26 protein-coding genes are annotated in these 26,685 nt (G+C 64.4%); 12 read left to right on the top strand and 14 right to left on the bottom strand.

Translation table 11 applies throughout. The features are described 5' to 3' along the window. Positions 1-107 precede the first annotated feature (107 nt). Together MJ643_RS20030 and MJ643_RS20025 are read right to left on the bottom strand one after the other, a co-directional pair. Positions 108-1,316, bottom strand: a complete 1,209-nt coding sequence (locus MJ643_RS20030) for a hypothetical protein (protein ID WP_013973763.1) — start codon at positions 1,314-1,316, stop codon at positions 108-110. A 41-nt stretch (positions 1,317-1,357) separates the two neighbouring features. Further along, positions 1,358-1,807 carry a YcgN family cysteine cluster protein gene (locus tag MJ643_RS20025; protein ID WP_015271351.1) on the bottom strand — a complete coding sequence of 150 codons (450 nt, stop codon included), beginning with the start codon at positions 1,805-1,807 and terminating at the stop codon, positions 1,358-1,360. A gap of 144 nt (positions 1,808-1,951) precedes the next feature. On the opposite strand from MJ643_RS20025, the gene MJ643_RS20020 reads away from it, so the two are divergent. After that, positions 1,952-2,545, top strand: coding sequence for a nitroreductase family protein (locus MJ643_RS20020; protein WP_013973765.1), 594 nt, complete (start codon positions 1,952-1,954; stop codon positions 2,543-2,545). Positions 2,546-2,730: 185 nt separating this feature from the next. Here MJ643_RS20020 and MJ643_RS20015 read toward each other — a convergent pair whose 3' ends face one another. From MJ643_RS20015 to MJ643_RS19995, 5 genes are all read right to left on the bottom strand, one after another. Then, a complete protein-coding gene (locus tag MJ643_RS20015) occupies positions 2,731-3,663 on the bottom strand; it encodes a D-2-hydroxyacid dehydrogenase (RefSeq protein WP_208209696.1) in 933 nt (310 codons plus the stop codon). A 2-nt stretch (positions 3,664-3,665) separates the two neighbouring features. Further along, positions 3,666-3,959, bottom strand: a complete 294-nt coding sequence (locus MJ643_RS20010) for a YcgL domain-containing protein (protein WP_015271354.1) — start codon at positions 3,957-3,959, stop codon at positions 3,666-3,668. Further along, positions 3,956-5,089 (bottom strand): ribonuclease D, encoded by a 1,134-nt coding sequence (gene rnd, locus MJ643_RS20005; RefSeq protein WP_013973768.1) that lies wholly within the window; start codon positions 5,087-5,089, stop codon positions 3,956-3,958. The genes MJ643_RS20010 and rnd overlap by 4 nt, the downstream gene beginning before the upstream one ends. A 98-nt stretch (positions 5,090-5,187) precedes the next feature. Further along, the gene (locus tag MJ643_RS20000) at positions 5,188-6,825 is read right to left on the bottom strand and encodes a phosphoethanolamine--lipid A transferase (RefSeq protein ID WP_013973769.1); all 1,638 of its coding nucleotides are present in this window, start codon (positions 6,823-6,825) and stop codon (positions 5,188-5,190) included. Positions 6,826-6,990: 165 nt separating this feature from the next. Further along, positions 6,991-7,356 carry a 5-carboxymethyl-2-hydroxymuconate Delta-isomerase gene (locus MJ643_RS19995; RefSeq protein ID WP_024087577.1) on the bottom strand — a complete coding sequence of 122 codons (366 nt, stop codon included), beginning with the start codon at positions 7,354-7,356 and terminating at the stop codon, positions 6,991-6,993. Between the two features lie 117 nt (positions 7,357-7,473). Between MJ643_RS19995 and MJ643_RS19990 the strand changes: the two genes are divergently transcribed. Continuing rightward, on the top strand, positions 7,474-7,710 hold the full coding sequence (locus MJ643_RS19990) for a YdcH family protein (protein WP_003259536.1): 237 nt from the start codon (positions 7,474-7,476) through the stop codon (positions 7,708-7,710). Positions 7,711-7,833: 123 nt separating this feature from the next. Here MJ643_RS19990 and MJ643_RS19985 read toward each other — a convergent pair whose 3' ends face one another. Then, positions 7,834-9,015 (bottom strand): aminotransferase class I/II-fold pyridoxal phosphate-dependent enzyme, encoded by a 1,182-nt coding sequence (locus MJ643_RS19985; RefSeq protein ID WP_013973771.1) that lies wholly within the window; start codon positions 9,013-9,015, stop codon positions 7,834-7,836. A gap of 92 nt (positions 9,016-9,107) precedes the next feature. Here MJ643_RS19985 and MJ643_RS19980 point away from each other — a divergent pair, with 92 nt between their 5' ends. Next, positions 9,108-9,569 (top strand): Lrp/AsnC family transcriptional regulator, encoded by a 462-nt coding sequence (locus MJ643_RS19980; RefSeq protein ID WP_013973772.1) that lies wholly within the window; start codon positions 9,108-9,110, stop codon positions 9,567-9,569. A 117-nt stretch (positions 9,570-9,686) separates the two neighbouring features. On the opposite strand, the gene MJ643_RS19975 is transcribed toward MJ643_RS19980, so the two are convergent. Further along, complete coding sequence (locus MJ643_RS19975) at positions 9,687-12,017, bottom strand: FdhF/YdeP family oxidoreductase (protein WP_024087579.1); 2,331 nt, start codon at positions 12,015-12,017, stop codon at positions 9,687-9,689. Between the two features lie 348 nt (positions 12,018-12,365). Here MJ643_RS19975 and moaA point away from each other — a divergent pair, with 348 nt between their 5' ends. Both moaA and MJ643_RS19965 read left to right on the top strand, forming a co-directional pair. Beyond that, on the top strand, positions 12,366-13,370 hold the full coding sequence (gene moaA / locus MJ643_RS19970) for a GTP 3',8-cyclase MoaA (RefSeq protein WP_013973774.1): 1,005 nt from the start codon (positions 12,366-12,368) through the stop codon (positions 13,368-13,370). 20 nt (positions 13,371-13,390) lie between these two features. Then, the gene (locus tag MJ643_RS19965; protein ID WP_013973775.1) at positions 13,391-14,290 is read left to right on the top strand and encodes a bestrophin family protein; all 900 of its coding nucleotides are present in this window, start codon (positions 13,391-13,393) and stop codon (positions 14,288-14,290) included. 129 nt (positions 14,291-14,419) lie between these two features. On the opposite strand, the gene moaB is transcribed toward MJ643_RS19965, so the two are convergent. Then, positions 14,420-14,959 carry a molybdenum cofactor biosynthesis protein B gene (moaB, locus tag MJ643_RS19960; protein WP_003259533.1) on the bottom strand — a complete coding sequence of 180 codons (540 nt, stop codon included), beginning with the start codon at positions 14,957-14,959 and terminating at the stop codon, positions 14,420-14,422. Between the two features lie 140 nt (positions 14,960-15,099). On the opposite strand from moaB, the gene MJ643_RS19955 reads away from it, so the two are divergent. Continuing rightward, on the top strand, positions 15,100-15,987 hold the full coding sequence (locus MJ643_RS19955) for a LysR family transcriptional regulator (protein ID WP_013973776.1): 888 nt from the start codon (positions 15,100-15,102) through the stop codon (positions 15,985-15,987). Here MJ643_RS19955 and MJ643_RS19950 read toward each other — a convergent pair. After that, on the bottom strand, positions 15,975-16,757 hold the full coding sequence (locus MJ643_RS19950) for an AraC family transcriptional regulator (RefSeq protein ID WP_013973777.1): 783 nt from the start codon (positions 16,755-16,757) through the stop codon (positions 15,975-15,977). The two genes, MJ643_RS19955 and MJ643_RS19950, sit on opposite strands and share 13 nt — an antisense overlap. 378 nt (positions 16,758-17,135) lie before the next feature. On the opposite strand from MJ643_RS19950, the gene MJ643_RS19945 reads away from it, so the two are divergent. The 5 genes from MJ643_RS19945 to MJ643_RS19925 all read left to right on the top strand — a co-directional run bounded on the left by MJ643_RS19945 (position 17,136) and on the right by MJ643_RS19925 (position 23,680). After that, the gene (locus MJ643_RS19945; RefSeq protein ID WP_013973778.1) at positions 17,136-18,752 is read left to right on the top strand and encodes an APC family permease; all 1,617 of its coding nucleotides are present in this window, start codon (positions 17,136-17,138) and stop codon (positions 18,750-18,752) included. Between the two features lie 23 nt (positions 18,753-18,775). After that, positions 18,776-19,702: a 4-hydroxyproline epimerase gene (locus MJ643_RS19940; RefSeq protein ID WP_024087580.1), complete on the top strand. Its 927-nt coding sequence runs from the start codon at positions 18,776-18,778 to the stop codon at positions 19,700-19,702. Between the two features lie 45 nt (positions 19,703-19,747). Next, a complete protein-coding gene (locus MJ643_RS19935) occupies positions 19,748-20,695 on the top strand; it encodes a dihydrodipicolinate synthase family protein (protein WP_013973780.1) in 948 nt (315 codons plus the stop codon). Positions 20,696-20,852: 157 nt separating this feature from the next. After that, entirely contained in the window at positions 20,853-22,430 is a 1,578-nt protein-coding gene (locus MJ643_RS19930; RefSeq protein ID WP_208209697.1) for an aldehyde dehydrogenase (NADP(+)), read from the top strand. 2 nt (positions 22,431-22,432) lie between these two features. Then, positions 22,433-23,680: an FAD-dependent oxidoreductase gene (locus MJ643_RS19925; RefSeq protein ID WP_013973782.1), complete on the top strand. Its 1,248-nt coding sequence runs from the start codon at positions 22,433-22,435 to the stop codon at positions 23,678-23,680. Positions 23,681-23,804: 124 nt separating this feature from the next. Here MJ643_RS19925 and xenA read toward each other — a convergent pair whose 3' ends face one another. Beyond that, positions 23,805-24,896 carry a xenobiotic reductase XenA gene (gene xenA / locus MJ643_RS19920; RefSeq protein ID WP_024087583.1) on the bottom strand — a complete coding sequence of 364 codons (1,092 nt, stop codon included), beginning with the start codon at positions 24,894-24,896 and terminating at the stop codon, positions 23,805-23,807. Positions 24,897-24,946: 50 nt separating this feature from the next. Here xenA and MJ643_RS19915 point away from each other — a divergent pair, with 50 nt between their 5' ends. After that, the gene (locus MJ643_RS19915; RefSeq protein ID WP_003259528.1) at positions 24,947-25,282 is read left to right on the top strand and encodes a helix-turn-helix domain-containing protein; all 336 of its coding nucleotides are present in this window, start codon (positions 24,947-24,949) and stop codon (positions 25,280-25,282) included. A 119-nt stretch (positions 25,283-25,401) separates the two neighbouring features. Here the strand turns inward: MJ643_RS19915 and MJ643_RS19910 are convergent, their stop codons facing one another. Together MJ643_RS19910 and MJ643_RS19905 are read right to left on the bottom strand one after the other, a co-directional pair. After that, positions 25,402-26,019, bottom strand: a complete 618-nt coding sequence (locus MJ643_RS19910) for a MarR family transcriptional regulator (protein ID WP_013973785.1) — start codon at positions 26,017-26,019, stop codon at positions 25,402-25,404. Further along, positions 26,019-26,663 carry a hypothetical protein gene (locus tag MJ643_RS19905; RefSeq protein ID WP_013973786.1) on the bottom strand — a complete coding sequence of 215 codons (645 nt, stop codon included), beginning with the start codon at positions 26,661-26,663 and terminating at the stop codon, positions 26,019-26,021. Before MJ643_RS19905 ends, MJ643_RS19910 begins: the two co-directional genes overlap by 1 nt. Positions 26,664-26,685: the final 22 nt, after the last annotated feature.

The following is a 26,685-nucleotide window of genomic DNA, read 5'->3' as shown; positions in this document are numbered from 1 at the left end:
AGCTACAGGACTCAGGCCACTGGCTAAAACTGTCCAACTTTTCGGGGGCAGTCCATACTGTGGGAGCGGGTTTACCCGCGAAGAGGCCGGCACAGGTGCAGAAACGGCTAGCGCAACGCCTTGCTCTGCAACACCTCTGAGCGCCGCCCCAGCACGTTCTCGCTGATCTGCACGAAGTCTTCGGTGCTGACGCTGGGCAGGCGCATCAACCCGCGTGCCACATCGTCCAGCGAGCGTTTGGCCTGAGTGTGGATGCGGATTTCCTTGTCCAGCGCTTGCAACAGCATCACTCCGCGCGCCACCTGCGCCGGGGTGGCATGCTCGCCCTTGAGCCGGGTGACCTTGGCGCCCTGCTTGCTCAGGCGCGCCTGCCAAGCCTCGTAACGGTCGTCACTCACCCCGCCCGAGCGGCGCAGCAACTCGCTGGCATAATAGTCGTTCAGGCTTTCCACCAGCCAGTCACTGCCATCACGCCCATGGATCTGCGCAAACAGTTGCACCACTTCGCGCAGCAACGGGCTGCTGCCATTCTCGCTGACCATCGGCCGGGCACTGTGCAGGTACAACGAGCCCTGCGCGGCGGTCGCCCCACGCCACATGCCGTCGCGAGCGCCGACCAACAGCAGCTTCGGCGGGTTGCGCGGGAAAACCGCCTGCAATTGCGGCCAGACAAAGGTCAGCATGGTCAGGTTGTCCATGCGCCGCATACCCTGCCCCACCGGTGCGGCCACGGTGACCTCGGTTTCGCCCAGGCGGGCGCGGCGGCTGCCCAGGTCGCCGGCGAGCATCCAGCCTGTGGGGCGGTCGAACAGGCGCGAAACGTTGTCGATGCGGAACTTGTCCTTGCCGATACGCGGCCAGGAGGTCTCAATGCTCTTCCAGCCCTCCGGCAGGTCGAACGCCAACCGCGCCACCAGTTCGGTGCCATCCTGCTGGTCGAGGCGCGCAGGCGGCACCAGCTGGTCGCCCAGGAACAGCGCCCAATGCGGGGTGATGCGCGATGAATAGGCGCCGCTGCCGCGTTTCTGGTCCAGCTGCACGCGGTAGCTGAGGCTGGTCTTGCCGGCCGCCGGTTGCCACACGCCGCGCTGGCCCTGCAGTTGCCATTGGCCATCAGCCTGGAAGCCACTGTAGGCCCCAGCCTTGCCCAGGTCGAAATCCAGGCTGCGCACGGCACTGCCTTCGGCCAAGGTGAGGCGGACCTCCGCCTGGCCGCTGGCTGGCAACAGGCGCACCTGATAGTCGAGGTCGACCTTTTTCGCCCAGGCCGGCGAACTGGCCATCAGGCCAAACAGCAACAACAGCTGGCAACGCATACAGAAACTCCTTGTTTCCCCGTGGCAGCGGGCCGCGCCGGTCAGCTGGCGCGGAAGATCAGATGGTCTTCCCAGTCGTCTTCGTGCACATCGTGTTCACTGAGCATGCGCCCCGACTGGGAAATGCGCTGTTCATGGACCTGCTGGCGATCGCCGCAGACCAGGTGGTGCCAGGCCGGCAGGTCCTTGCCCTCACTGACCAGGCGGTAGCCGCAGGTACTCGGCAGCCACTTGAACTGGTCGGCCTTGCCCGGGGTGAGCTGTATGCAGTCAGGTACCTGGGCGAAGCGGTTGGGGTAATCGCTGCACTGACAGGTGTGCAGATCCAGCAGTTTGCAGGCGATGCGCGTGTAATAGACGCTGTTGTCGTCCTCGTCCTCGAGCTTTTGCAGGCAGCACAGGCCGCAACCGTCACACAGCGACTCCCACTCTTGCGGGCTGAGTTGTTCGAGGGTCTTGCGCTGCCAGAACGGCGCGTTTTCAGCGATCATGACACGGGTTTCCTGCATTCATCTTGGAGCCACGGCGCGCGGCGGCGCCAGTCTAGAGCCTGGCCTTCGGCAAAGCCAGACCGCTTGTCAGTCGCGACGCGACGCAGTAGCGTGCGCGTTTACCGCCCTTTTGCAGGAGCCGCCATGAGCGCCAACCCCCGCATTGCCGATTACGCCATCAACGAGCAGTTCATCAACCGCTGGTCGCCACGTGCCTTCACCGCCGAGCCGATCAGCGAGGAAACCTTGCTGAGCTTCCTCGAAGCTGCACGCTGGGCGCCCTCGGCGAACAACTCGCAACCTTGGCGCTTCCTCTATGCCCGCCGTGACACGCCGAACTGGGAGCGTTACCTGAACCTGCTGGTGCCGGCCAACCGCAGCTGGGCGCAACAGGCATCGGCGTTGGTGCTGGTGATTTCCAAGACCACCTACGCCGCCCCGGGCGCCACGGAAGAAAAGCCGGCGCTGTGGCACACCTTCGACACCGGCTCCGCCTGGGGGCACCTGGCCCTGCAAGCCAGCATCAGCGGCTGGCATACCCATGGCATGGCCGGTTTCGACCAGGAGCTGGCGCGTCAGGAGTTGAAGGTTCCTGAAGGCTACGTGCTGCATGCCATGGTGGCAATCGGCAAGCTGGGCGATAAGGCCAGCCTGAACGAAGCGCTGCAGGCGCGTGAAGTCCCGAGCCCGCGCAAGCCACTGAGCGAGCTGGCTGCCGAGGGTGATTTCAGCTTGTAAGCCTTTATTGGCTGTACCGTCCTCTTCGCGGGTAAACCCGCTCCCACAGGATCTCCACTGCCCCATGGGGCCTGTGTTGATCCTGTGCCAGCACAGCCAACACCAGCCTCCCACAGGACCTGAGGGTAGTGGGGATCCTGTGGGAGCGGGTTTACCCGCGAAGAGGCCAGTACAGGCAACAGAAATCAATAGCCTCGGGCGAAGTCCACTTCACCTCGCAACCCCTGCCCCGCCGCATACGCCCGCACATTCTCGACAAACAACCGCACCATCGCCGCCGGCGAGGTGGGTGCCGAGCTGTGCCCGGTCAGCAGCAAGCCCCACGCCGTCCAGAACGGGTGTTGCCTGGGCAACGGCTCCTGCCGGCAGACATCGATCACCGCCCCCGCCAGGTGCCCTTCCTTCAGTGCCTCGACCAGGTCAGCGTCGACCACCGCAGCGCCGCGCCCTGCATTGATGAACAGCGCCGTGGGCTGGAAGCGCTTGAACAGTGCCGCGTCATACAGGTCGTGGGTTGCCGGGGTATCCGGCAGCAGGTTGAGTACGTAATCGACCTGACTCACCAGGCGCGGCAGGTCGGCCAGCGCCGCTACCTCGACGAACGGCGCCTGCTCGCGGGCGCTGCTGGCAACGCCATACAGCACCACGCCAAACGCCTGCAGGAACTCGGCCACCCGCTGGCCAATGTCGCCAGTGCCGACGATCAGCACCTTGCGCCCTTCCAGGGTCCGCCCCGGGCGGTCGTCCCAACGACGCTCGACCTGGCTGACCAGCCGCGACAGCACCTCGCGCTCATGGCTGAGCATGTAGGTGAGCATGTACTCGGCCATCACCTGGCCAAAGATGCCCACGGCGCGGGTCAGGCGATAGTCGCGCGGCAGGCCCTCGGCCAGCAGCGGGGTGATACCGGCCCAGGTGGACTGCATCCAGCCCGGCTTGTGGCCCTGGCGCAACAGGCTTGCCAGCAGGTCCGGCTGGCCCAGCCACACCGGGCACTGTGGCGCCTGGCGTGCCAGTTCGGCGGAGTCGCCGCTGGTCAGGACTTCCAGCTCAGGCGCGGCTGCGCGCAAAATCTCGGCGTATCGAGCATGATCATGCTCAGCAATCAGTACTCGCATGATCAGGCAGGGTCGTTACGGCGCAGCAACTCTTCGGGCAGGTGCTCGATGTAGTCGTCTTCCGGCGGCGGCATCTGCAGGTGGTAACCCTGGTTGTCGAGGTTTTCCAGCACCTTGGCGATATCCTCGCGGGCCAGCTTGCGCTCGGGGGTAAGCACCAGGTCGAAGGCGTGCACGGGGGTGCCGAAGAACGGCAGCAGGCCTTCGGGCACGCGCTCCAGGCCGTCGGCCTTGAGCACGTACAGGTACATTTCGTTCTTGCGGGGGCTCTTGTAGATAGAGCAAATGCGTTTCATCGGGTCTCTCCGGCGCCTGCGAGGCTGTCCAGCAGGGCCTGGCCCATGCGCTCACGGCGCCAGCCGCGCAGCGAATCGGGCAATTGATAGGGGCCATTGGGGTAGCCGCTCTTGAGCAGCGCTTCCAGGGCTTTTTTGCGCAGCATCAGCTCGGGGGCAATGCCCAGGCGCTCACCTTCGGCCTGGCCGATGGCACGCAGCTGCTTGAGGATACCTGCGGCCTCGATCGGCAAAGGCTCGGGCAAGGCCTGTGGCCATTGCTCGGCTGGCAGGCTGGCGGCACGCTTGATCAGCTGGATGAGGAACTCACCGTCCTGACGAATGGTGCGCGGATGCATCTCGTCGATCTTGGCCAGCGCCGACAGGTTGCTCGGCTGGCTCTTGGCCATCGGCCACAGCGAGTGCTCCTTGAGGATGCGATTGCGCGGTACGTCGCGGTTGCGCGCTTCACGCTCGCGCCAGGCACACAGCTCACGCAGCACTGCCAGTTGCTGGGGGGCCAGCTTCCAGGCCAGCTTGACGTCGCGGTACAGGCTTTCGGGCTCGACTTCGCGGCGCAATGCAGCCACCAGCTCGGCGCCGTCCTCCAGCACCCAGGCGTACTTGTCGTCACTCAGGCGCGGGCGCAACACGGTGAACAGCTCGGCCAAGTGCACGGCATCCTCGGCGGCATAGCTGACCTGGGTTTCCGAGAGCGGGCGCTGCAGCCAGTCGGAGCGGGTTTCGCCCTTGGGCAGGTCGATACCCAGCACATCCTGCACCAGGCGCGAATAACCCATGGAGAACCCCAGGTTCAGATAACCGGCCGCCAGTTGGGTGTCGAACAGCGGCTGTGGCAGCTTGCCGGTCAGGCGCAGCAGCACTTCGAGGTCTTCGCTGCAGGCGTGCAGCACCTTGACCACACCGCTGTCATCCAGCAGTTCGGCCAGGGGTTGCCAGTTGCCGATCAGCAACGGGTCGATCAGGAAGGCACGCTGGCCATCGCCGATCTGGATAAGCCCGGCTTTCGGGTAGAAGGTGTCGACCCGCATGAATTCGGTGTCGACGGCGACAAAGGGCAGCTGATGCCAGTCGCGGCAGTGTTCGGCCAGGCTCTGGTCGTCACGGATCCAGTGTATTTCGATGGCCACGAGGCTCTCCCACTAACATTGGCGCGCAGTATATACGGCGCGGGCACTGCTGGTGAAACCTGCGCCATCCCTGGAATGGATAAACGGTGCAGTCAGACTCAGCGCTTGGCCGCCAGCCACGGCCGGCAGCTGGCGAACATGTCCAGCGATTGCTGGTAGACCTCGGTACGCACCTGCAACAGGCCGAGCATCGAGTGGAACAGGTTGTCCTGCGACAGCGGCGCATCGCTGAGCTTGGCCAGGCAATCGGTGTCGACGCCGAAGTCCTCCTTGTAGCTGTCGGAGAACCAGGTCAGCAACGGCACATGCTTCTGCTGCTCGGGGGCGATGGCGTAAGGCGTGCCGTGCAGGAACAGGTTGTACTCACCCAGCGACTCGCCATGGTCGGACAGGTAGATCATCGCCGTGTCGACCTTGTCCTGCTTGCTGCGCAGGGTATCGATCAGCGAGGCCAGCACCTTGTCGGTATAGGCCAGGGTGTTGTCGTAGCCGTTGACGATTTCCTGTTCGCTGCACTGGTCCAGCGCGTTGCTCTGGCACACCGGGGCAAAGCGCTGGTCGGCGCCGGGGTAGCGCTTGAAGTATTCAGGCCCGTGGCTGCCCATCTGGTGCAGCACCAGCACGGTGTCCTTGTCGAGGTTGTCGATCAGCTCACCCAGGCCCTGCAGCAGGATCTGGTCATGGCATTCACCATCAGCGCACAACTGCGGGTCCTGGAGTTTGCTGACATCGATGAACTGCACGCGGTCGCAGGTACCCTTGCAGCCCGATTGATTGTCACGCCACTGCACCGCCAGGCCGGTCCGCTGGAGGATGTCCAGCAACCCTTCGCGGTTCTTCGCCACGCGGGCATCGTAGTCCTTGCGCTTCATGCCAGAGAACATGCACGGCACCGAAACGGCGGTTTCCGTGCCGCAGGAGTGAACATCGGAGAACGCCAGCAGGCCCTGCTCCCTGGCAAGGTTCGGTGTGGTATCGCGGTTGTAGCCGAGCACGCCGAAGTGATCTGCCCGCGCACTTTCACCCACCACCAGCACAGTCAGCGACTTGCGTTCATGCTTTTGCCAGGCAGCGTCACGCTTGGCATCTTCGCCGTAATGCTGGAAGGGCCGTGATGCGGTACCGACGCGCTCGCTGACATAACCGATGGAGGCACCCACGATATTGCTGGGGGTGAGCATCAGGCGCAGTTCGTGGTGGTTGCGAAACAGCGACGAAAGGCCCTGGTAGTTGACCAGTGCCACCGAGCCCAGGGCCACCACGCAGGCACCGCCAACCACCAGCTTGCCGAGCAGTTCACGGTGCCAGGCGCGATAGGCGATCGGCGCCTTCCACAACAGCAGCGAAGGCACTACACCGAGGCCCAGGATATACAAGGCAAACTTCAACGAAAGCAGGTCACGCACTTCCGCCACGTTGGTTTCCGCAATATTGCGGAACATGCCCGCGTCAATGAGTACGCCGTACTGGTTCATGAAGTAAGCCACACCCGCGCCACTCATGAACAACACGATAAGTATTGGCTTCAATACATAACGGAAGGCGAACAACGTAAGGATCAGGTTGAACGCGAACAGCATCAGCACGGCAAACGCCAGGCTCAGCCAAAGCCCCGGCAAACCGGGCGGCACGACCTGTTCGAGATGCTGCCAGAGGAAGACATTGAAGCCTATCAGCAGGTAAAGGCTGGCCAGCAGCGTGACCCATTCAGTCCGCAGGGATTTGAAGTTGAGCATCAGTGTTCGCAATCAAGAGTGATTATCAGCCCGAGGGCCTGCGCGGCACCGGGGAAACTTGGCTGAACTCTAGAAAGCGTGCCATCAATATTTTGTGAAAAAGACGCCAACAAATTCGTGAGCAGGCGCCTTTTCTACATTAAAAGAAGTTCATTCAGCGCTTGTTCAGCCTGGCAGGCGTGCCTTGGCATACGGCTCGCGGTCGATGTCCAGCACTTCCACGCACAGCTGGATGTCCAGCCCAGGTTGCTTGGGGATGGCCTCACGCAGCACATCCAGCAGGCTGCCGGACAGTTGCTTCTTCACCTCGGGCGAGCGCCCGCTGAGGATGGCCAGGCGCACATGGGCAAAGGCACGCTCGCCGGGCGCAGTGCCCACTCGATAGTGCTCGAAGGCTTCGGCGCGGCTTTTGATATCGGCCTCGTCGGCGAACTGGCCACTGCCGACCAGGGCATGGTTCAGGCGCAGCAGCAGGACGTCGACATTCAGCTCACTCAGGTTGTCGCTGTATTCGAGGTTCAGGTGAGGCATGGCGCAGGTTCCGGGTCACGGGGGAGATGCGACAGCCTACCCCAGTCCCCTACCTGCGCAAAGACGACTATCCTCAAAGGTCAGAACCATCCGCCAACCCCCGACAGAGGTGAAGAAATGCCAGTTCCGCATGATCTGCTCGCTGACCTGCACGTTACCGCTGATGCATTCCAGGCGCTCATGGACAAGGACCAGACGCTGCACTCACTGCACAAGGAATACAACGCAAAAGACAAAGAGGTGGTCGCTGCCGAAGGCAACGGCACCAACGACGAAACCGTCAACCGCCTGCGCAAGGAGCGCTTGCTGATCAAGGACAAGATCGAACGGATCATTCATCCGCCCAAATCCTGACAGGAATTCATTGAATCCACCGGCCTCTTCGCGGGCTTGCCCGCTCCTACAAGTACAGCGCCAAACCTGAAGGCAGCGCAATACCTGTGGGAGCGGGTTCACCCGCGAAGAGGCCAGCAGCCCTCACATAGCAGCCGCAGCCTTCAATGCCCCATCCAGGTCCTCGACCAGGTCCCGGTAATCCTCGATCCCCACCGACAACCGCAGCAGGTTTTCGCTGATGCCCATCACGCCCTTCTGCTCCGGGCTCAGCGAGCAGTGCGACATGCTCCAGGAGTGGTTGATCATGCTTTCCACCCCGCCCAGCGAGTCGGCCAGCACGAAGATCTGCAGCGCCTCCACCAGGCGGTTTAGCGCGACCCGGTCGCCCTTGACCTTCATCGCCACTACCGCCCCGCCACTGCGCATCTGCCGTTTGCACAACTCATGTTGCGGGTGGCTTTCCAGCCCCGGGTAATACACCTGCTCGATCTGCGCGTGGCTTTCGAGGAAGCGTGCCACCTGCAGGGCATTGGCACACTGGCGCTCCATGCGCACATCCAGGGTCTTCAGACCGCGCAGGGCCAGGTAGCAGTCGAACGGCCCCTGCACCGCGCCAATCGCCATGCTGATGCGGCGCAGGCGCGCCAACAGCGCATCATTGGCAGCTACGACCACGCCACCGGTGAGGTCGGAGTGGCCGCCGATGTACTTGCTGGCCGAGTGCATCACCAGGTCCACGCCCAGGGTGATCGGGCGCTGATTCCACGGCGAGCAGAAGGTGTTGTCGATGCAAGTGAGGATGCCCCGTGCCTTGGCCAGGTCGCACACCGCCTTGATGTCGACCAGGTGCAGCAACGGGTTGGTCGGCGATTCGATCCAGATCAGCTGGGTTTCCGGCTTGATGGCGGCGGCCACCGCCTCGAGGTCGTTGAGGTCGACGTAGGTGGTGGTCAGGCCCGAGGTGCGGCTGCGGTAGTCTTCCATGATGCGGAAGGTACCGCCGTACACGCCGTTCATCACCACCACATGGGCATCCTTGGGCAGCAGCTCCAGCACGGTGGCGGTGGCGTTCACGCCCGAGGCGCAGGCGACCGCGCCAACGCCCTCTTCCAGGGCGGCGACACAGGTTTCATAGGCATGCCGGGTGGGGTTGCCGACGCGGCTGTAGGAGTATTCCGGTTTGTCGTCCAGGCTGCGCTTGGTGAACGAGCTGGCGGTGACGATCGCCGGGAAAATAGCGTTATCGGCGACGCTGAACTGCTCACCGGCGTGAATGGTACGGGTGGCGAAATTGCGCGGCTTGTCGGACATGGTCAGGCCCATTGGCAGAGTGAAAGTCGCCACTATCGCACAACCCAAATCTTCTAGCCTTGGGGTAATCTGTGAAATATTTTTCTCCACGGCCCACGCGCGATATGGACAGCTTCGACCAGCACATTCTCACCCTGCTTCAGCGCGACGCCTCGATCTCGCTCAAGGACCTGGCCGAGGCCGTCAACCTCTCCACCACGCCGTGCTGGAAGCGGGTCAGGCGCCTGGAAGAAGACGGCTACATTGTCGGCCGTGTCGCCCTGCTCGACCCGGAACGGCTGGGGCTGGGGCTGACGGTGTTCGTCCAGCTCAAGACCCAGCGCCACGACAGCGCCTGGCTGGAGCAGTTTGCCGCGACCGTGACCGGGTTCGAGGAAGTGATGGAGTTCTACCGCATGTCGGGGGACTGGGATTACATGCTGCGGGTGGTGGTTGGGGACATTGCGGCGTATGACCGGTTTTATAAAAAGCTGATCACCAGTACTGACGGGCTGTCGAACATCACTTCCAGTTTTGCCATGGAGCAGATGAAGTACACCACGGCTTACCCGGTGAACCGTTCCTGATCGGTGCTGGATTCTTCGCGGGCTTGCCCGCTCCCACAGGGACCCCACAGTTTTCAGCACCTGTGGTACTCCTGTGGGAGCGGGCAAGCCCGCGAAGAGGCCAGCACAGGCAACCGATCAATCCGCGGCCAGCACCGCCGCAATCCGGTTCCCCGCCTTGGCCTTCTCGACCTTGATCGCCACGAACTTCGAGGTCGGGGTATAGGTCCCCTCGCCATAGCTTTCCAGCGGCACCAGCGGGTTGGTCTCCGGGTAATAGGCCGCCGCCTGCCCCTCGGGCACGTCATACGCCACCAGGCGGAAGCCCGAGACGCGCCGCTCCACGCCATCCTCCCACAGCGACACCAGGTCCACATGTTCGCCCGGCTCGAAGCCCATCCGGCGGATGTCCACCTCGTTGACGAACACCACTTCACGCAGGCCGAACACCCCGCGATAACGGTCGTCCAGGCCATACAGGGTGGTGTTGTACTGGTCGTGCGAGCGCAGGGTCTGCAGGATCAGGTCGGGCTTGTCACCGCGCGCCAGCACCTTGGCATTCACCAGTTGCTCCGGCAGCCGGTGCGGGCTGAAGCGCGCCTTACCTGTGGCCGTGCGCCAGGTACGGTCGGCGGCATTGTTGCCCAGGTGGAAACCACCTGGGTGCTGCAGGCGCTCGTTGAAATCGGTAAAGCCGGGTATCACATCGGCAATCATGCTGCGGATACGGCCATAGTCGGCAACTGCGTATTCCCAGTCGATCGGCTGTTTGCCCAAGGTCGCCTGGGCCATGCCGGCGATGATCCACGGCTCCGAGCGCAGGTGCGGCGAGCGCGGGCGCAGCTGGCCGTGGGAGATGTGCACCATGCTGAAGGTGTCCTCCACGGTCACGCCTTGCGGCCCGCTGGCCTGCATGTCGATTTCGGTACGGCCCAGGCACGGCAGGATCAACGCATCGCGGCCGGTGACCAGGTGCGAGCGGTTGAGCTTGGTGGAAATCTGCACGGTCAGCGCGCAATTGCGCATGGCCGCATGGGTGCGCGGCGTATCCGGCGTGGCCTGGGCAAAGTTGCCACCCAGGCCGATGAACACCTTGGCCCGCCCCTCTTCCATGGCCTTGATCGCCAGCACGGCGTTGTGCCCGTGGGCACGCGGCACGCGGAACCGGAAGCGTTCTTCGATGGCATCGAGCAGGGCCGCCCCGGGCTTCTCGTCGATGCCCATGGTGCGGTCGCCCTGCACGTTGCTGTGGCCGCGCACCGGTGACAGGCCGGCACCGGGCTTGCCGACGTTACCGCGCAGCAGCTGCAGGTTGACGATTTCCTGAACGGTCGGCACCGAGTGGCGGTGCTGGGTGACGCCCATGGCCCAGCACATGATTACCCGTTCGGCCTTGCGGTACATGCGCGCGGCCAGTTCGATCTCGGCCTGGGTCAGGCCCGATTGCTCGACGATGTGCGCCCAGGGCGTGGCATCCACGGTTTCCAGGTATGCGTCGATGCCACTGGTGTGCTCGGCGATGAAGGCATGGTCGAACACCGCCGGTTCGCCATTGGCCTGGGCTTCGCGTTCCCACTGCAGCAGGTACTTGGCAATGCCACGCATCACTGCCATGTCACCGCCCAGGGCCGGGCGGAAGTAGGCCGTATTGGTTGGTTCGGAGCCATTGCTGAGCATCTCGAACGGGTGCTGCGGGTGCTGGAAGCGCTCCAGGCCGCGCTCCTTGAGCGGGTTGAAGCAGACCACCTGGGCACCACGCTTCACCGCTTCACGCAGCGGTTCGAGCATCCGCGGGTGGTTGGTGCCGGGGTTCTGACCGATGACGAAGATGGCATCGGCCAGTTCCAGGTCGTGGAACACCACGGTGCCCTTGCCCACGCCGAGGGTTTCCGACATGCCCACGCCGCTGGCTTCATGGCACATGTTCGAGCAGTCGGGGAAGTTGTTGGTGCCGTAGGCGCGGACGAACAGCTGGTAGAGGAACGCCGCCTCGTTGCTGGCCCGGCCCGAGGTGTAGAACTCGGCCTGGTCGGGCGATTCGAGTGCGCGCAAGTGTTGCGCAACCAGCGCAAAGGCTTCTTCCCAGCTGGTTTCGACATAGTGGTCGGTGGCCGCGTCGTAGCGCATCGGGTGGGTCAGGCGGCCCTGGTACTCCAGCCAGTAGTCGGTCTGCTCGGCCAGCGCACTGACGCTGTACCTGGCGAAGAATGCCGGGTCCACCGAGCGGCCGGTGGCTTCCCAGTTGACCGCCTTGGCGCCGTTCTCGCAGAACTTGACCATGTCGTTTTCCGGCGACTCGCCCCAGGCGCAGCCGGGGCAGTCGAAGCCGCCGTTCTGGTTGGTCTTGAGCATGGCCCGCAGGTTCTTGAAGGCATTGTCGCTGCCCAGCCAGCTCTTGGTCACGCTCTTGAGCGCCCCCCAGCCGGCGGCGGCGCCTTTGTAGTCCCTGATATGTTGGTCCTGGCTCATGCGGTGAATCCTCACGCTTCGATGCTTTTTTTCAGCCTATGGAGCGTGGGGTAGAGCCGTCCAATCGAAAGATCTTACGGGGTGATAGGCGGTTTCGATCATGGGCTGGAACCGCGCCACGGCCTTCGCGGGTGAACCCGCTCCCACAGGGCCCCCACAGGTTTCGAGCCCTGCGCTTTACCTGTGGGAGCGGGTTTACCCGCGAATTGGGCGACGCGGTCAACACTTTGAAATACGTGACCTGCAGCCATGATAGAGACCATCGATCAATCGGTCGGACAAAGCAATTTGACGGCCCTGCGCCCAAGTTATAGCTTGGATTGAGTCCCTACCCATTCGAGCGCGAACGTGGAACAGAACAGCCGGGCCCTGATCGACGGCTTCAACCGGAAAATCGACTACCTGCGGATGTCGGTCACCGACCGCTGCGACTTCCGTTGCGTGTACTGCATGGCCGAAGACATGCAGTTCCTGCCGCGCCAGCAAATCCTCAGCCTTGAGGAACTGCTCCAGGTGGCCGAGCGCTTCGTCGCCCTTGGCACCCGCAAGATCCGCCTGACCGGCGGCGAGCCGCTGGTGCGCCAGGGCATCGTCGACCTGTGCGGGCGCATCGCCGCCCTGCCCGGCCTGCGCGAGTTGTGCCTGACCAGCAACGGCTCGCAACTCGGGCGCCTGGCCCAGCCGCTGTTCGACGCAGGTGTCACGCGCCTGAACATCAGCCTCGACAGCCTGGACGCCGAGCGCTTCAAGCAACTGACCCGCACCGGCGACCTGCACCAGGTGATCGCCGGCATCGACGCCGCCCGCCAGGCCGGTTTCAAGCGCACCAAGCTCAACTGCGTAGTCCTCAAAGGCCGCAACGACCACGAACTGGTCGACCTGGTGCGCTTTGCCATCGACCGCGAACTGGACATCACCTTCATCGAAGAAATGCCCTTGGGCGTGATCAGCGAACATGAACGCGGCGAGTCGTTCTGCTCCAGTGACGAAGTACGTGCGCTGCTGGCCGAGCAGTTCACATTTGTCGAATCGACCGAGTCGTCCCAGGGCCCCGCCCGCTACTGGCGCCTGGCCGAAGCCGCCAATACTCGGGTCGGCTTCATTTCGCCACACAGCCACAACTTCTGCGCCACCTGCAACCGCGTGCGACTCACCGTCGAAGGCCGCCTGCTGCTGTGCCTGGGCAATGAACACTCGGTGGACCTGAAGCAGGTTCTGCGCGCCCACCCCGGCAACCCCGAACGCCTGGAAAAGGCCATTCGTGATTCCTTGCACCTCAAGCCCTACCGCCATCATTTCGAAGTCGGTGGCGACGTGCAGATCCTGCGTTTCATGAACATGACCGGCGGCTAGGCAGCCGTCTCTGGATTTCCATGATCGTCCACCCCACCCCCGATGTGCTGCGTGTGCTGTTCACCCTCAAGGGTTCGATCGTCAAGCGCATCGCCCTGCGTTGCCTGACGATCACCCTGCTGGCCGCGCTGATCGTGTTGGTCGAGCGGCATTTCCCGGCGTTTTTCTACCCGGTCAGCGCCACCCCGTTCACCTTGCTGGGCCTGTCACTGTCGATTTTCATGAGTTTTCGCAACAACGCCTGCTATGACCGCTGGTGGGAGGGGCGCAAGGCCTGGGGCAAGCTGATCATCGAAACCCGTTCGTTCGTGCGCGAAAGCCTGGTGATTACCGACGAAACCCTGCGTGCCGAACTGTTGCGCAGCCTGTGCGGCTTTGCCCATGCGCTGAATGCTCGGCTGCGCAGCGAGGACGAACTGGCCGCCGCCCGGCCCTGGCTGGCCCGGCCCGATGCAATCAGCCCGCACAACGTGTGCGACGCCATCCTGCGCGAAATCGGCGGGCACTGCTCGCGGCTGGCAACACAGCAGCAGATCAGTGACTGGCGCTACAGCCTGCTGGAGCAGCGGCTGGTGGGGCTGACCGAAGTGCAGGCTACCTGCGAGCGGATCAAGGGCACGCCGTTGCCGTTCCCCTACACGCTGCTGCTGCACCGCACCATCTACATCTTCTGCCTGTTGCTACCGTTTGCCCTGGCCGAGCCGCTGGGCTGGCTGGCGCCGCTGTTCACCACCATCGTGGGGTACACGTTCTTCGGGCTGGATGCGATTGGCAACGAACTGGAAGACCCGTTCGGGCGCGATGAGAACGATCTGCCGACCGATGCCATGGTGCGGACCGTGGAGCGCGATGTGCTGGCGGGGTTGGGGGAACAACAGCTACCGCCGGCGTTGTTGCCGGTGGACCATGTATTGAGCTGACTGAATGCAGTGGCCTGTGCCGGCCCTTTCGCGGGTAAACCCGCTCCTACAGGGCCCCACAGGTTTCGAACCCTGCGCGATACCTGTGGGAGCGGGTTTACCCGCGAAGAGGCCGGTACAGGAGAAAACTCAGCCCCGGCTTGCACAGGCCTCGATCGGTTTCAGGTGCTTGACGAAGTTGCACGGCCGGTGCCGCGCATCCAGCTGCTCCGCCAGGATGCCCTCCCACGCCGTACGGCAGGCCCCGGTGGAGCCCGGCAGGCAGCACACCAACGTGCGGTTGGACAGCCCGGCCAGCGCCCGGCTCTGCACGGTCGAGGTGCCGATATCGAGAATCGACAGGGCCCGGAACAGTTCGCCAAAGCCATCGATGCGCTTGTCCAGCAGGCACTCGACCGCTTCCGGCGTGCTGTCACGCCCGGTAAAACCGGTACCGCCGGTGATCAGCACCACCTGCACCTGTTCGTCGGCAATCCAGGTGGCGACCTGGGCGCGGATCTTGTAAAGGTCGTCCTTGAGCAACGCCCGCGCCACCAGGCGGTGGCCGATCTCCACCGAGCGGCTGGCCAGCAGCTCACCGGAAGTGTCGTTGTCGTAGGTACGGGTATCGCTGACTGTCAGCACGGCGATGTTGAGCGGTACGAAGACCGCATCGGGTTGGACGCGCACGGTGGGGCTCCTCGAGTGGCATTGCCGCCACGCTAGAGGCATGGCCTGGGGGCGTCCAATCGATATGGCGTACCGACTCATCAATGACATCTATCGCAGACGTGGGTTAAGGTCTGCATAACCCGATACCAGGCACCTCCATGGACATCAAGCAGCTCAAATTCCTCATCGCCCTCGACCAGACCCGCCACTTCGGCCAGGCGGCGGCGCTGTGCCATATCACCCAGCCGACGCTGTCCATGCGCCTGCGCAACCTGGAGGACGAGCTGGACCTGGTACTGGTCAAGCGCGGCCAGCGCTTCGAAGGTTTCACCGAAGCGGGCGAGCGAATCCTGGCCTGGGCCCGTACCCTGCTCGCCGCGCACGATGGCTTGCAGGCCGAAGCCGCCAGTTGCCGCGGCCAGGTGGTCGGCAGCCTGCGCCTGGGCACGGTGCCGCTGGCCAGCTTCAACCCCATGCACCTGCTGCTGCCGCTGCGTGAAAAATACCCCGAACTGCACTTCCAGATCAGCTCGCTCAGCTCGGAACAGGTCATCGACGGGCTAAGCCGCAACCAGCTCGACCTGGGCATCTGCTACCTGGACCAGGTCAACACCAGCTTCTTCGAAGTGATCGAACTGGGCACCACCACCATGGGCCTGCTGCACGATACCCGGCACTTCCAGTTCGCCAGCGACACCCTGCGCTGGGACGAGCTGGGCGACATTCCGCTGGGCCTGCTGAGCAAGGGCATGCACTACCGCCAGTCGCTGGACCTGAGTTTTCGCAGCCGTGGCCTGGAGCCGAATGCGGTACTGGAAAGCGACTCGAGCTTCCAGCTGATCCAGGCCATCAACACCGGCATGTGCTGTGCGGTCATGCCACTGGACTGCGGCCTGGAAGACCTGAGCGAGCACCTGCGCATCCTGCCGGTGGCCGACGCCGCCATCCACAGCCCGGTCGGCCTGCTGCTGCGCCGCAGCGAACCGCGTTCGGCAATTGCCGAGCAGTGCTTCGATGAGGCGCGGGTGCTGTTTCAGGCCAACTGAGCGCTGGTTGCCTGGCGGTACTGGCGCGGGGTGAAGCCGGTCAGTTGCTTGAACTGGCGGCTGAAGGCGCTGTGGTCGGTATAGCCGCAGCACATCGCCACTTCAGTGATCGGCAGTTCCGAATGCAGCAAACGGTGGGCGTGCTCCAGGCGTGCCTTGTGGATCATCTGCCGTGGCGTGAGGTGGAACACCCGCTTGCAGTAGCGCTCCAGCTGGGCCACGGAAATGCCAGCGATACGGGTCAGCTCGCCCATGCTGATCGGCTGGTGGAAATGCCGACGGATATGCTCGTCCACCGCCGCCAGGCGCTGGTAGGCGGGGTGGCTGTCGGCGGCTGACTGCAAGTCGACCGAGATGCCGACCAGGCCGATGATCTCGCCGGCACGGTTGTACAGCGGGCGCTTGTGGGTCAGGCACCAGCCAGGCTCGCGGCTGCCGTAAAGATGCAGCTCCAGTTGGTCTTCCAGCACCAAACCCTCCTTGAGAACGCGACGGTCCTGCTCGGTGTAGCCGGGGCCCAGCTGTGCCGGGAACACTTCGGCGCTGGTCTTGCCCAGCAGCGGTTGCAGGCGCTTGAGGCCACAGCGCTGGACCAGGGTGTTGTTGGCCAGCACATAGCGGGCGGCCGGGTCCTTGATGAAGATCGCGGCGTTGGGGATGGCGTCGAGGATCGGCAGCAGCAGGGATACACCGGCGAGCAGGGCCTCGAGGTTGGCGGGGCGGTGCTGGTCGAGTGACTGGTACAGGGTTGCCAGGGGAGTGTCGGTCATCTGCTCTCTCTCGGTTTGCTGTGCCGGCCTCTTCGCGGGTAAACCCGCTCCTACAGGTACTGCGCAGCCCTCGAAGCTGCGGAGATACCTGTAGGAGCGGGTTTACCCGCGAAGAGGCCGGCACAGCAAGTAAATGTCTACAACCCTTATGTGTTAAGGCTTACAGCCTATCCACCACCCTTCCCTCCTACCACTGCTTTTTCGCAACTGTGCTGATTTCGTCATCCCCCCTGCAGAAAACCATCAAGAACCGCCGCCCCGATCGGTCCACTCTATGCCCCACGCAAGCCGCCCCAAGTCCTACAAGAGCGCGGCCCAAAAAGCCGCATCTCTTGACATCAGACCTGCCTATCCAATAACCAACAAAAAGGCGAACCCATGTCAGGCAAATTCAAAAAACAGTTGTCATTGCTGGACCTCACCTTCATCGGCCTAGGTGCCATCTTCGGCTCCGGCTGGCTGTTCGCCGCCAGCCACGTCTCGGCCATCGCCGGCCCGGCCGGCATCCTGTCCTGGTTCCTTGGCGGCTTCGCCGTACTGTTGCTGGGCATCGTCTATTGCGAACTGGGCGCTGCCCTGCCGCGTGCCGGGGGCGTGGTGCGCTACCCGGTGTACTCCCACGGCCCGCTGCTGGGCTACTTGATGGGCTTTATCACCCTGATCGCCTTTTCCAGCCTGATCGCCATCGAAGTGGTCGCTTCGCGTCAATACGCCGCCGCCTGGTTCCCCGGGCTGACCAAGGCCGGCTCCAGCGACCCGACCGTGCTCGGCTGGCTGGTACAGTTCGCCCTGCTGGGGCTGTTCTTCTTCCTCAACTACCGCAGCGTGAAAACCTTCGCCAAGGCCAACAACCTGGTCAGTGTGTTCAAGTTCATCGTGCCGCTGCTGGTGATCGGCGTGCTGTTCACCTTCTTCAAACCGGAAAACTTCGAGGTTCAAGGCTTTGCCCCGTTCGGTCTGTCCGGCGTTGAAATGGCGGTATCGGCCGGTGGCATCATCTTCGCCTACCTGGGCCTGACGCCGATCATTTCGGTGGCCAGCGAGGTGAAGAACCCGCAACGCACCATCCCCATCGCGCTGATCCTCTCGGTACTGCTGTCCACCGCGATCTACGCCCTGCTGCAACTGGCCTTCCTCGGCAGCGTGCCGACCGAAATGCTGAGCAACGGCTGGGCCGCAGTGACCAAGGAACTGGCCCTGCCCTACCGCGACATTGCCCTGGCTTTGGGTGTGGGCTGGCTGGCCTATCTGGTGGTGGCCGACGCGGTGATCTCGCCCAGCGGCTGCGGCAACATCTACATGAACGCCACCCCGCGCGTGGTCTATGGCTGGGCGCAGACCGGCACCTTCTTCAAGTACTTCACCCGTATCGACGCCGAGTCCGGCATCCCGCGCCCGGCGCTGTGGCTGACCTTTGGCCTGTCGGTGTTCTGGACCCTGCCGTTCCCGTCCTGGGAAGCGCTGATCAACGTGGTTTCCGCCGCCCTTGTACTGAGCTACGCCGTGGCCCCGGTCACCGTCGCCGCCCTGCGCCGCAACGCCCCCGACATGCCGCGCCCGTTCCGGGTCAAGGGCATGGGCGTGCTCGGCCCGCTGTCATTCATCATCGCCGCGCTGATCGTGTACTGGTCGGGCTGGAAGACCGTGTCGTGGCTGCTGGCCCTGCAGATCGTGATGTTCGTGCTGTACCTGCTGTGCGGCCGCTTCGTGCCGACCCAGCACCTGTCGCTGGCCCAGCAAGTGCGCTCGTCGGCGTGGCTGATCGGCTTCTACGCGGTGACCATCCTGCTGTCGTGGCTGGGCAGCTTCGGCGGCCTGGGAGTACTCGGCCACCCGTTCGACACCGTGGTCGTGGCCGCTTGTGCGCTGGGCATCTACTACTGGGGCGCGGCCACCGGCGTGCCTGCCCACCTGGTGCGCCTTGAGGGCGAGGATGAAAGCGAAGCCTCCTCCGAAAGCTACCCAGGCCAGCGCCCTGCCGCCGTCGCCTCCTGACCCACTCTCGAATGGATATGCCCATGAAACACGTTCACGTCATCGACTCGCACACCGGCGGGGAACCAACCCGCCTGGTGATGAAAGGCTTCCCGCAACTGCATGGCCGCAGCATGGCCGAGCAGCGCGATGAACTGCGAGAGCTGCACGACCAGTGGCGCCGCGCCTGCCTGCTGGAACCACGTGGCAACGACGTGCTGGTCGGTGCGCTGTACTGCCCACCGGTATCGGCCGACGCCACGTGCGGGGTGATCTTCTTCAACAACGCTGGCTACCTGAACATGTGCGGGCACGGCACCATCGGCCTGGTCGCCTCGCTGCAGCACCTGGGCCTGATCGCACCGGGCGTGCACAAGATCGATACCCCGGTCGGCCAGGTCAGCGCCACCCTGCATGAAGACGGCGCCATAACCGTCGGCAACGTGCCGTCCTACCGCTACCGCCAGCAAGTGCTGGTGGACGTGCCCGGCCATGGTCCGGTGCGCGGCGACATCGCCTGGGGTGGCAACTGGTTTTTCCTCGTCTCCGAACACGGCCAGCGCATCGAGCTGGGCAACCGCGAGGCGCTGACCGAATACACCTGGGCGATGCTCAAGGCCCTCGAAGCCCAGGGCATCACCGGTGAAAACGGTGCCCCCATCGACCACGTCGAACTGTTCGCCGACGACGCCAACGCCGACAGCCGCAACTTCGTGATGTGCCCCGGCAAGGCCTACGACCGCTCGCCCTGCGGCACGGGCACCAGCGCCAAGCTGGCCTGCCTGGCCGCCGACGGCAAGCTCGACGAAGGCCAGACCTGGGTACAGGCCAGTATCACCGGCAGCCAGTTCCAGGGCCGCTACGAGCGCGACGGCGAACGCATTCGCCCGTTCATCACCGGCCGCGCCTACATGACCGCCGACAGCACCCTGCTGATCGACGAACAGGACCCGTTCGCCTGGGGCATCTGACCCCGGCTATTTCCAAAAAAACGAATATCGCGAGGAGTGACAACAATGACCAACAACATCTTCACCGGCACCATGCCCGCCCTGATGACCCCCTGCACCGCCGAGCGCAAGCCGGACTTCGACGCCTTGGTACGCAAGGGCCGCGAACTGATCGAGGCCGGCATGAGCGCCGTGGTGTACTGCGGCTCGATGGGCGACTGGCCGCTGCTGACCGAAGCAGAGCGCCAGGAAGGCGTGGCGCGCCTGGTGGCCGCCGGCATCCCGACCATCGTCGGTACCGGCGCGGTGAACACCCGTGAAGCAGTATCTCACGCCGCCCACGCGGCCAAGGTTGGTGCCGCCGGCCTCATGGTCATCCCTCGCGTGCTTAGCCGCGGTGCCTCGCTGATTGCCCAGAAGCACCACTTCTCGGCCATCCTGGCAGCCGCACCGAAGCTGCCGGCGGTGATCTACAACAGCCCCTACTATGGCTTCGCCACCCGCGCCGACCTGTTCTTCGAACTGCGCAGCGAGTTCCCCAACCTGATCGGTTTCAAGGAGTTCGGCGGTGGCGCCGACCTGCGCTACGCCGCCGAACACATCACCTCCAAGGATGACGACGTGACCCTGATGGTCGGCGTCGACACCCAGGTGGTACATGGTTTCGTCAACTGCAACGCCACCGGTGCCATCACCGGCATCGGCAACGCCCTGCCGCGTGAGGTGCTGCACCTGGTGAGCCTGAGCAAACAGGCGGCCAAAGGTGATGCCAAGGCCCGCCGCCTGGCGCGTGAACTGGAGGCGGCGCTGGCGGTGCTGTCGTCGTTCGATGAAGGCTGCGACCTGGTGCTCTACTACAAGCACCTGATGGTGCTGAACGGTGACAGCGAATACAGCCTGCACTTCAACGAGACCGACGTGCTGACCGACGCCCAGCGCAACTATGCCGAGCAGCAGTACGCGCTGTTCCGCAGCTGGTACGCCAGCTGGTCGGCTGAGCAGAACCTGGCCTGATCACCTGATTCCAGGCCGAGCCGCAGCCCCTGTGGGAGCGGGTTCACCCGCGAACACCGGCGAAGCCGGTGCCAGGCACCGAGTCGCCTGCTTCGCGGGTAAACCCGCTCCTACAAAGGCCGCGCTCTCTCTTGATATTGATTCCAAAGGAGGCTCCATGACCCTCACAGGCAACCTGCTGATCGGCCAGACGCCGGTAACCGGCAGCCGCGAAGCCATCCGTGGCATCGACCCGGCCACCGGCCAGACACTGGAACCGGCCTACCTCGGCGGCACCGGCGAACACGTGGCCCAGGCCTGCGCCCTGGCCTGGGCGGCGTTCGATGCCTACCGCGAAACCTCGCTCGAGCAACGGGCACAATTCCTCGAAACCATCGCCACGCAGATCGAAGCGCTGGGTGATGCCCTGATCGATCGCGCCGTGGCCGAAAGCGGCCTGCCAAAGGCGCGCATCCAGGGCGAACGTGGCCGCACCTGCACCCAGTTGCGCACTTTCGCACGTGTGGTGCGGGCTGGCGAATGGCTGGACGTGCGGGTCGACAATGCTCTGCCTGAGCGCCAGCCCCTGCCGCGTGCCGACCTGCGCCAGCGCCAGGTGGCCCTGGGGCCAGTGGCGGTATTCGGCGCCAGCAATTTCCCATTGGCCTTCTCGGTGGCCGGTGGCGACACCGCCTCGGCCCTGGCCGCCGGTTGCCCGGTGGTGGTCAAGGCCCACGGCGCCCACCCGGGCACCAGCGAGCTGGTCGGCCAGGCAGTGGCAAAGGCCGTGAAGCAGTGCGGCTTGCCGGCCGGAATGTTTTCGTTGTTGTACGGTTCCGGTCGTGAAGTGGGCATTGCGCTGGTCAGCGACCCGCGCATCAAGGCCGTTGGCTTTACCGGCTCGCGCAGCGGTGGCATTGCGCTGTGCCAGGCGGCCCAGGCCCGCCCAGAGCCAATCCCGGTGTACGCCGAAATGAGCTCGATCAACCCGGTGTTCCTGTTCGACACCGCCCTGCAGACCCGCGCCGAGGCACTGGCACAAGGCTTCGTCGCCTCGCTGACCCAGGGTGCCGGCCAGTTCTGCACCAACCCCGGCCTGGTGATTGCCCGTCAAGGGCCGGCGTTGCAGCGTTTCATCGACGCCGCCAGCGAACACGTGCGCCAGGCTGCGGCGCAGACCATGCTTACCCCAGGCATTTTCAGTGCCTACCAGGCCGGTGTCGGCGCCCTGGCCGCAAACGCCAATGCCCAGGCCGCCGCCAGTGGCCAGGCCGGGCAAGGCCCCAACCAGTGCCAGGCGCAGCTGTTCGTGACCCAGGCCGAAGCGTTCCTCGCCGACCCGGCGTTGCAGGCCGAAGTCTTCGGCGCGGCGTCGCTGGTGGTGGCCTGCGCCAACGATGAGCAAGTGCGCCAGGTGGCCGAGCATCTGGAAGGCCAACTGACCGCCACCCTGCAACTGGACGATGCCGACATCGACAGCGCCCGCGCCCTGCTGCCGACCCTTGAGCGCAAGGCTGGCCGCATCCTGGTCAATGGCTGGCCGACCGGTGTAGAGGTATGCGACGCGATGGTCCACGGCGGGCCGTTCCCGGCCACCTCCGATGCCCGCACCACTTCGGTCGGCACGGCGGCGATCCTGCGCTTCCTGCGCCCGGTGTGCTACCAGGACTTCCCCGATGCCCTGCTGCCGCAGGCACTGAAACACGGCAACCCGCTGCAGCTTCGGCGCCTGCTCGACGGTAAACGGGAAGGCTGAGCATGGTCGAAAGCGCTGAAACCGATATCGCCGTGGTCGGCGCCGGCATAGTCGGCGTCACCTGTGCCCTGCAACTGGCCCGCCAAGGCCGCCGGGTAACCCTGGTCGACCGCCAGGCACCCGGTCGAGGCGCGTCCTACGGCAACGCCGGGCACCTGGCCACCGAGCAGGTATTCCCGATTGCCGACCTGTCGATTCTCAAACGCCTGCCGCGCATGTTGCTGGACCCGATGGGCCCGTTGCGCCTGGACTGGAAGTACCTGCCCAAGGCCATGCCGTGGTTCACCCGCCTGCTGCTCAACCTGCGCCCTGGCCCGTTCCAGCGCAGCGTGGCCGGCATCCGCTCGTTGAACGAAGGCAGCCTGGGTGCCTGGCAGCGGCTGCTAGGCTCGATCGGGCGCGGCGAACTGTTTCAGGAAGATGGCTCGTTGCTGGTATTCGAGCGGCCAGAGTCGCGCCAGGCCCTGGAGGCCTTGCGCGCACGCATGCAACAGCAGGCGGTGGCGGTGGACTTCTGGTCGGCCGACACCGTGCGCGAGGCGGCGCCGCAACTGAGCCCGTCGTTGCAGGGTGGGCTGTTCTTCCCGCGAACCGGGCACTTCATCGACCCCTACCGGGTGGTGTGCGAATTGTTCGAAGCGGCCAAGGCCAGTGGCGTGCGCTTTGTCCAGGCGCAGGTCGATGGCGGGCGGCTGCACAGCGGCGGGGTCAGGCTGGCCAGCGATCAGGGCACGCTCGATGCCCGCCAGGTGCTGATCAGTTGTGGTGCGCATTCCGCGCGGTTGACCGCCACACTGACCGGCAAGCAGGTGCCGCTGGACACCGAGCGCGGCTACCACCTGATGTTGCCTGGCGAGCATCAGCGTTTGCCGTTTGCAGTCACATCGCTGGAGCGCAAGTTCATCATGACGCCCATGGCCGAGGGCCTGCGCCTGGCCGGCACGGTGGAGTTCGCCGGGCTGGACGCGCCGCCGAGCATGCAGCGGGCTTGGCAGTTGCACCGGTTGAGCAAAGGGTTGTTCAGGAGGGACCTGAGTGTTGAGGGAGCGACGCCCTGGATGGGCTTCCGGCCTTCATTGCCAGATTCGTTACCGGTGATCGACCGGGTATGTGATGGGCGGGTTTTGTTGGCGTTCGGGCATCAGCACCTGGGTTTGACCCAGGCGGCGGTGACAGCGGAATGGGTGGGGCGGTTGGCTGACAGGGAGAGTGGGGCTGATATGGCGGCTTACCGGTTGGACCGGTTTTAGCCTGTGCTGGCCTCTTCGCGGGTGAACCCGCTCCCACAGGGATCGCGCAGGCCTTGAGGGCAGTGGAGATCCTGTGGGAGCGGGTTTACCCGCGAATGGGCTGCAAAGCAGCCCCCTTCATGCCTCAGCGATAACGCTCGAGCCAGTGCGCATACGGTGCAGGCAAGGTCCAGGAGGCTTTCTCCACCCCCAACTCCTTGGCCGCAAAGTAAGCCCAGTGCGGGTCTGCCAGGTGCGCACGCCCTACCGATACCAGGTCCAGCTGATTGGCTTGCAGCGCTGCTTCCGCCAGTTTCGGCGTACCAAAACCCCACGCCGAGGTTACCGGCAGCTTCGCCTCACGACGCACGCGCTCGGCAATCGGCCCCATGAACGCCGGGCCCCACGGGATATTGGTGTCGGGAATGGTGAAGCCGACACTCACGCTCAGCAGGTCGAGGCCGCCAGCCTTGAAACGGCGCGCCAGTTCGATCGACTCTTCCAGCGTCTGCTCATCCCGGCCGTCGTACTCCAGCACACCAAAACGTGCGGTCAGGGGCAGGTTCTCTGGCCATACCTCACGTACCGCTGCCAGGGTTTCCAGCAGGAAGCGGCTGCGGTTGTCGAAGCTGCCACCGTAAGCGTCGGTACGCTTGTTGGAGTGTTCGGAGAAGAAGCTCTGGCCCAGGTAACCATGGGCAAAGTGCAACTCGATCCACTCGAAACCGGCATCGCGCGCACGGCGGGCGGCATCGACGAAGTCCTGTTTGACCCGGGCAATGTCGTCCAGGGTCATCTCGCGCGGCACTCGTGGCAGGTGCGCGCCGAAGGCGATGGCGGACGGGGCAATGGTTTCCCAGCCGCGAGCGTCGTCGGCGGCAATGTGGTCGTCACCCTCCCACGGGCGGTTGGCGCTGGCCTTGCGCCCGGCGTGGGCAATCTGGATACCCGGCACGGAACCGGCGGCCTTGATTGCCTGCACCACCGGCACGAAAGCCTGGGCGTGGGCATCGCTCCAGATGCCGGCGCAACCGGGGGTGATGCGCCCTTCCGGTGCCACGGCAGTGGCCTCGACCACCAACAGGCCTGCACCGCCACGGGCCAGGCCGGCCAGGTGCACGTGGTGCCAGTCGTTGATCATGCCGTCCTCGGCCATGTACTGGCACATCGGCGGAATGGCAATGCGGTTGCGCAGGGTGACGTCCTTGAGGGTATACGGTTCGAACAAAGCGGACATGGGCAAGCTCCCGGGCTATCTGATTACGATAGTTCGATCATAATCGAACTATGGCAATTAATGATAGCCCCGTTATCATGACGACCATGCGAGCCTATCAACATCCCAATTCTGAAGACCTCACCCTGGAACGCCTGCTCTATGCCCTGAGCGACCCGGTGCGCCTGGGTATCGTGCGCCACCTGGCGGGCGTGGCCGAAGCCAGCTGCGGCGAGCTGGACGGTGGCCGGCCGAAGTCGAGCATGTCCCACCATTTTCGCGTGCTGCGTGATGCGGGGTTGGTGCATACCCGCAATGTGGGGACTACCCATATGAATTCGTTGCGTAGCGAGATGCTGGGGGAGCGGTTTCCCGGGCTGCTGGACTGCATTCTGCGGCAGCAGTGATTTTCCTGTGCCGGCCTCTTCGCGGGTAAACCCGCTCCTACAGGGTAATCACTGTCTTCAAGACCTGTGCGATCTCTGTGGGAGCGGGTTTACCCGCGAAAGGGCCAGAACAGGCAAAATCAATCTTCTTTCTTGCCCAGGGCAAACCGGCATACCTGCCCTCCCCTGAGCATGCACTCCTCATGGCTCACCTCGGCCCCACCCAAGGCCCCGATCAGCGCCAGGTCCAGCTCGCACACCACCGGGTGCGCCTTGGCCAGGTGATGGAACACGCAATTGTGCGCAACGATCTGCGGCTCGCCCCCCGAGCGGAAGAACACCTGCGCCTCGTACCCGGCATTGTTCATGTGCTCGACGATGCGTGCTTCATCCACGACTTGATGCTCCAGGTCCGCCGCCAGCTTGCGCCCCAGCTGGCGCATCAGCGCCAGCAACGCCTCCTGCCCCAGCAAGCCGGCCACTTCCGCAATCAGCAGGTTGGCCAGCAACGGGTACTGCCGCGGGAACAATTCGCGGGCCTGTTCGGTCAGCTCGTGCAACTGCTCCGGGCGGCGCCCGGTGGGCCGGGTAGCGCCACGCTTGACCAGGCCGTCGCGCTCCAGCGCTGCCAGGTGCTGGCGCACCGCCGTGCGGGTGATTGCCAGGGCCTGCGCCAGGTCGTCGATGCTCATGCCGGCCGGCTGGAGCAGCAACGCATGGAGCAGGTCCTGTTGGGTACGGCCCAGGCCTTCGAGCATCAGAATTTGTCCGGGAACTGTTTGACCAACGCCGCAGCCAGGGCGTCGGACAGGGTCAGAATATGCTCGCGCATCATCGCCCAGGTGCGCGCTTCGCCTACGTAGTCAGCGGCCGCCAACTGGTCGATCTGGGCCACGTGGTGCCCGCCGTGGGCGCTGAGCAGCGTCAGCAGGGTCGGCTCGGGCAGGTTCGGGTTGGCCTTGGCCAGAAACGCGGCGATGGCCTTGGCATTGCTGGTCAGCTCGTTGACCGCGGCTTGCTGGCCTTTTTTGTCCTTGGCCACGGTGGCGTCGCTGTAGTGCTTTATGGCGCCCCAGTGGCCGGCCAGCAGCTTCAGCAACTGATCGGCGGCAGGCTGGCCGTACAGCGGGGCAATACTGTTGGCGATCCTGGTGGCGTCGGTGACCACTTCCTTGGCAGCGACTTCGGCCTCCTTGGCATTGCCGGCTTGATTGGCCACGGCATAGTTGCGCACCCAGAAGATGTGCTCGACCCACAGGTCGCGCAGGGCCATGCGCGTGGTCATTGCAGCAGATTCGGCAGGTTTGGCGGCAGGGGTTTCGCTGGAGTAGGAGTAGCTTTGGCTCCATGCCGGCTGGGCGCACAGGGCGAGCAGCAGTAAGGCGGCAATCTTGATGTTCATGACGGCACCCTCCTGGAGGGGG

This window comes from Pseudomonas sp. PNPG3, from assembly GCF_023093815.1.
Lineage (GTDB): Bacteria > Pseudomonadota > Gammaproteobacteria > Pseudomonadales > Pseudomonadaceae > Aquipseudomonas > Aquipseudomonas asiatica.
Note: the sequence above shows the minus strand (reverse complement) of the source record. Positions and strands in the feature narration are given on the sequence as shown.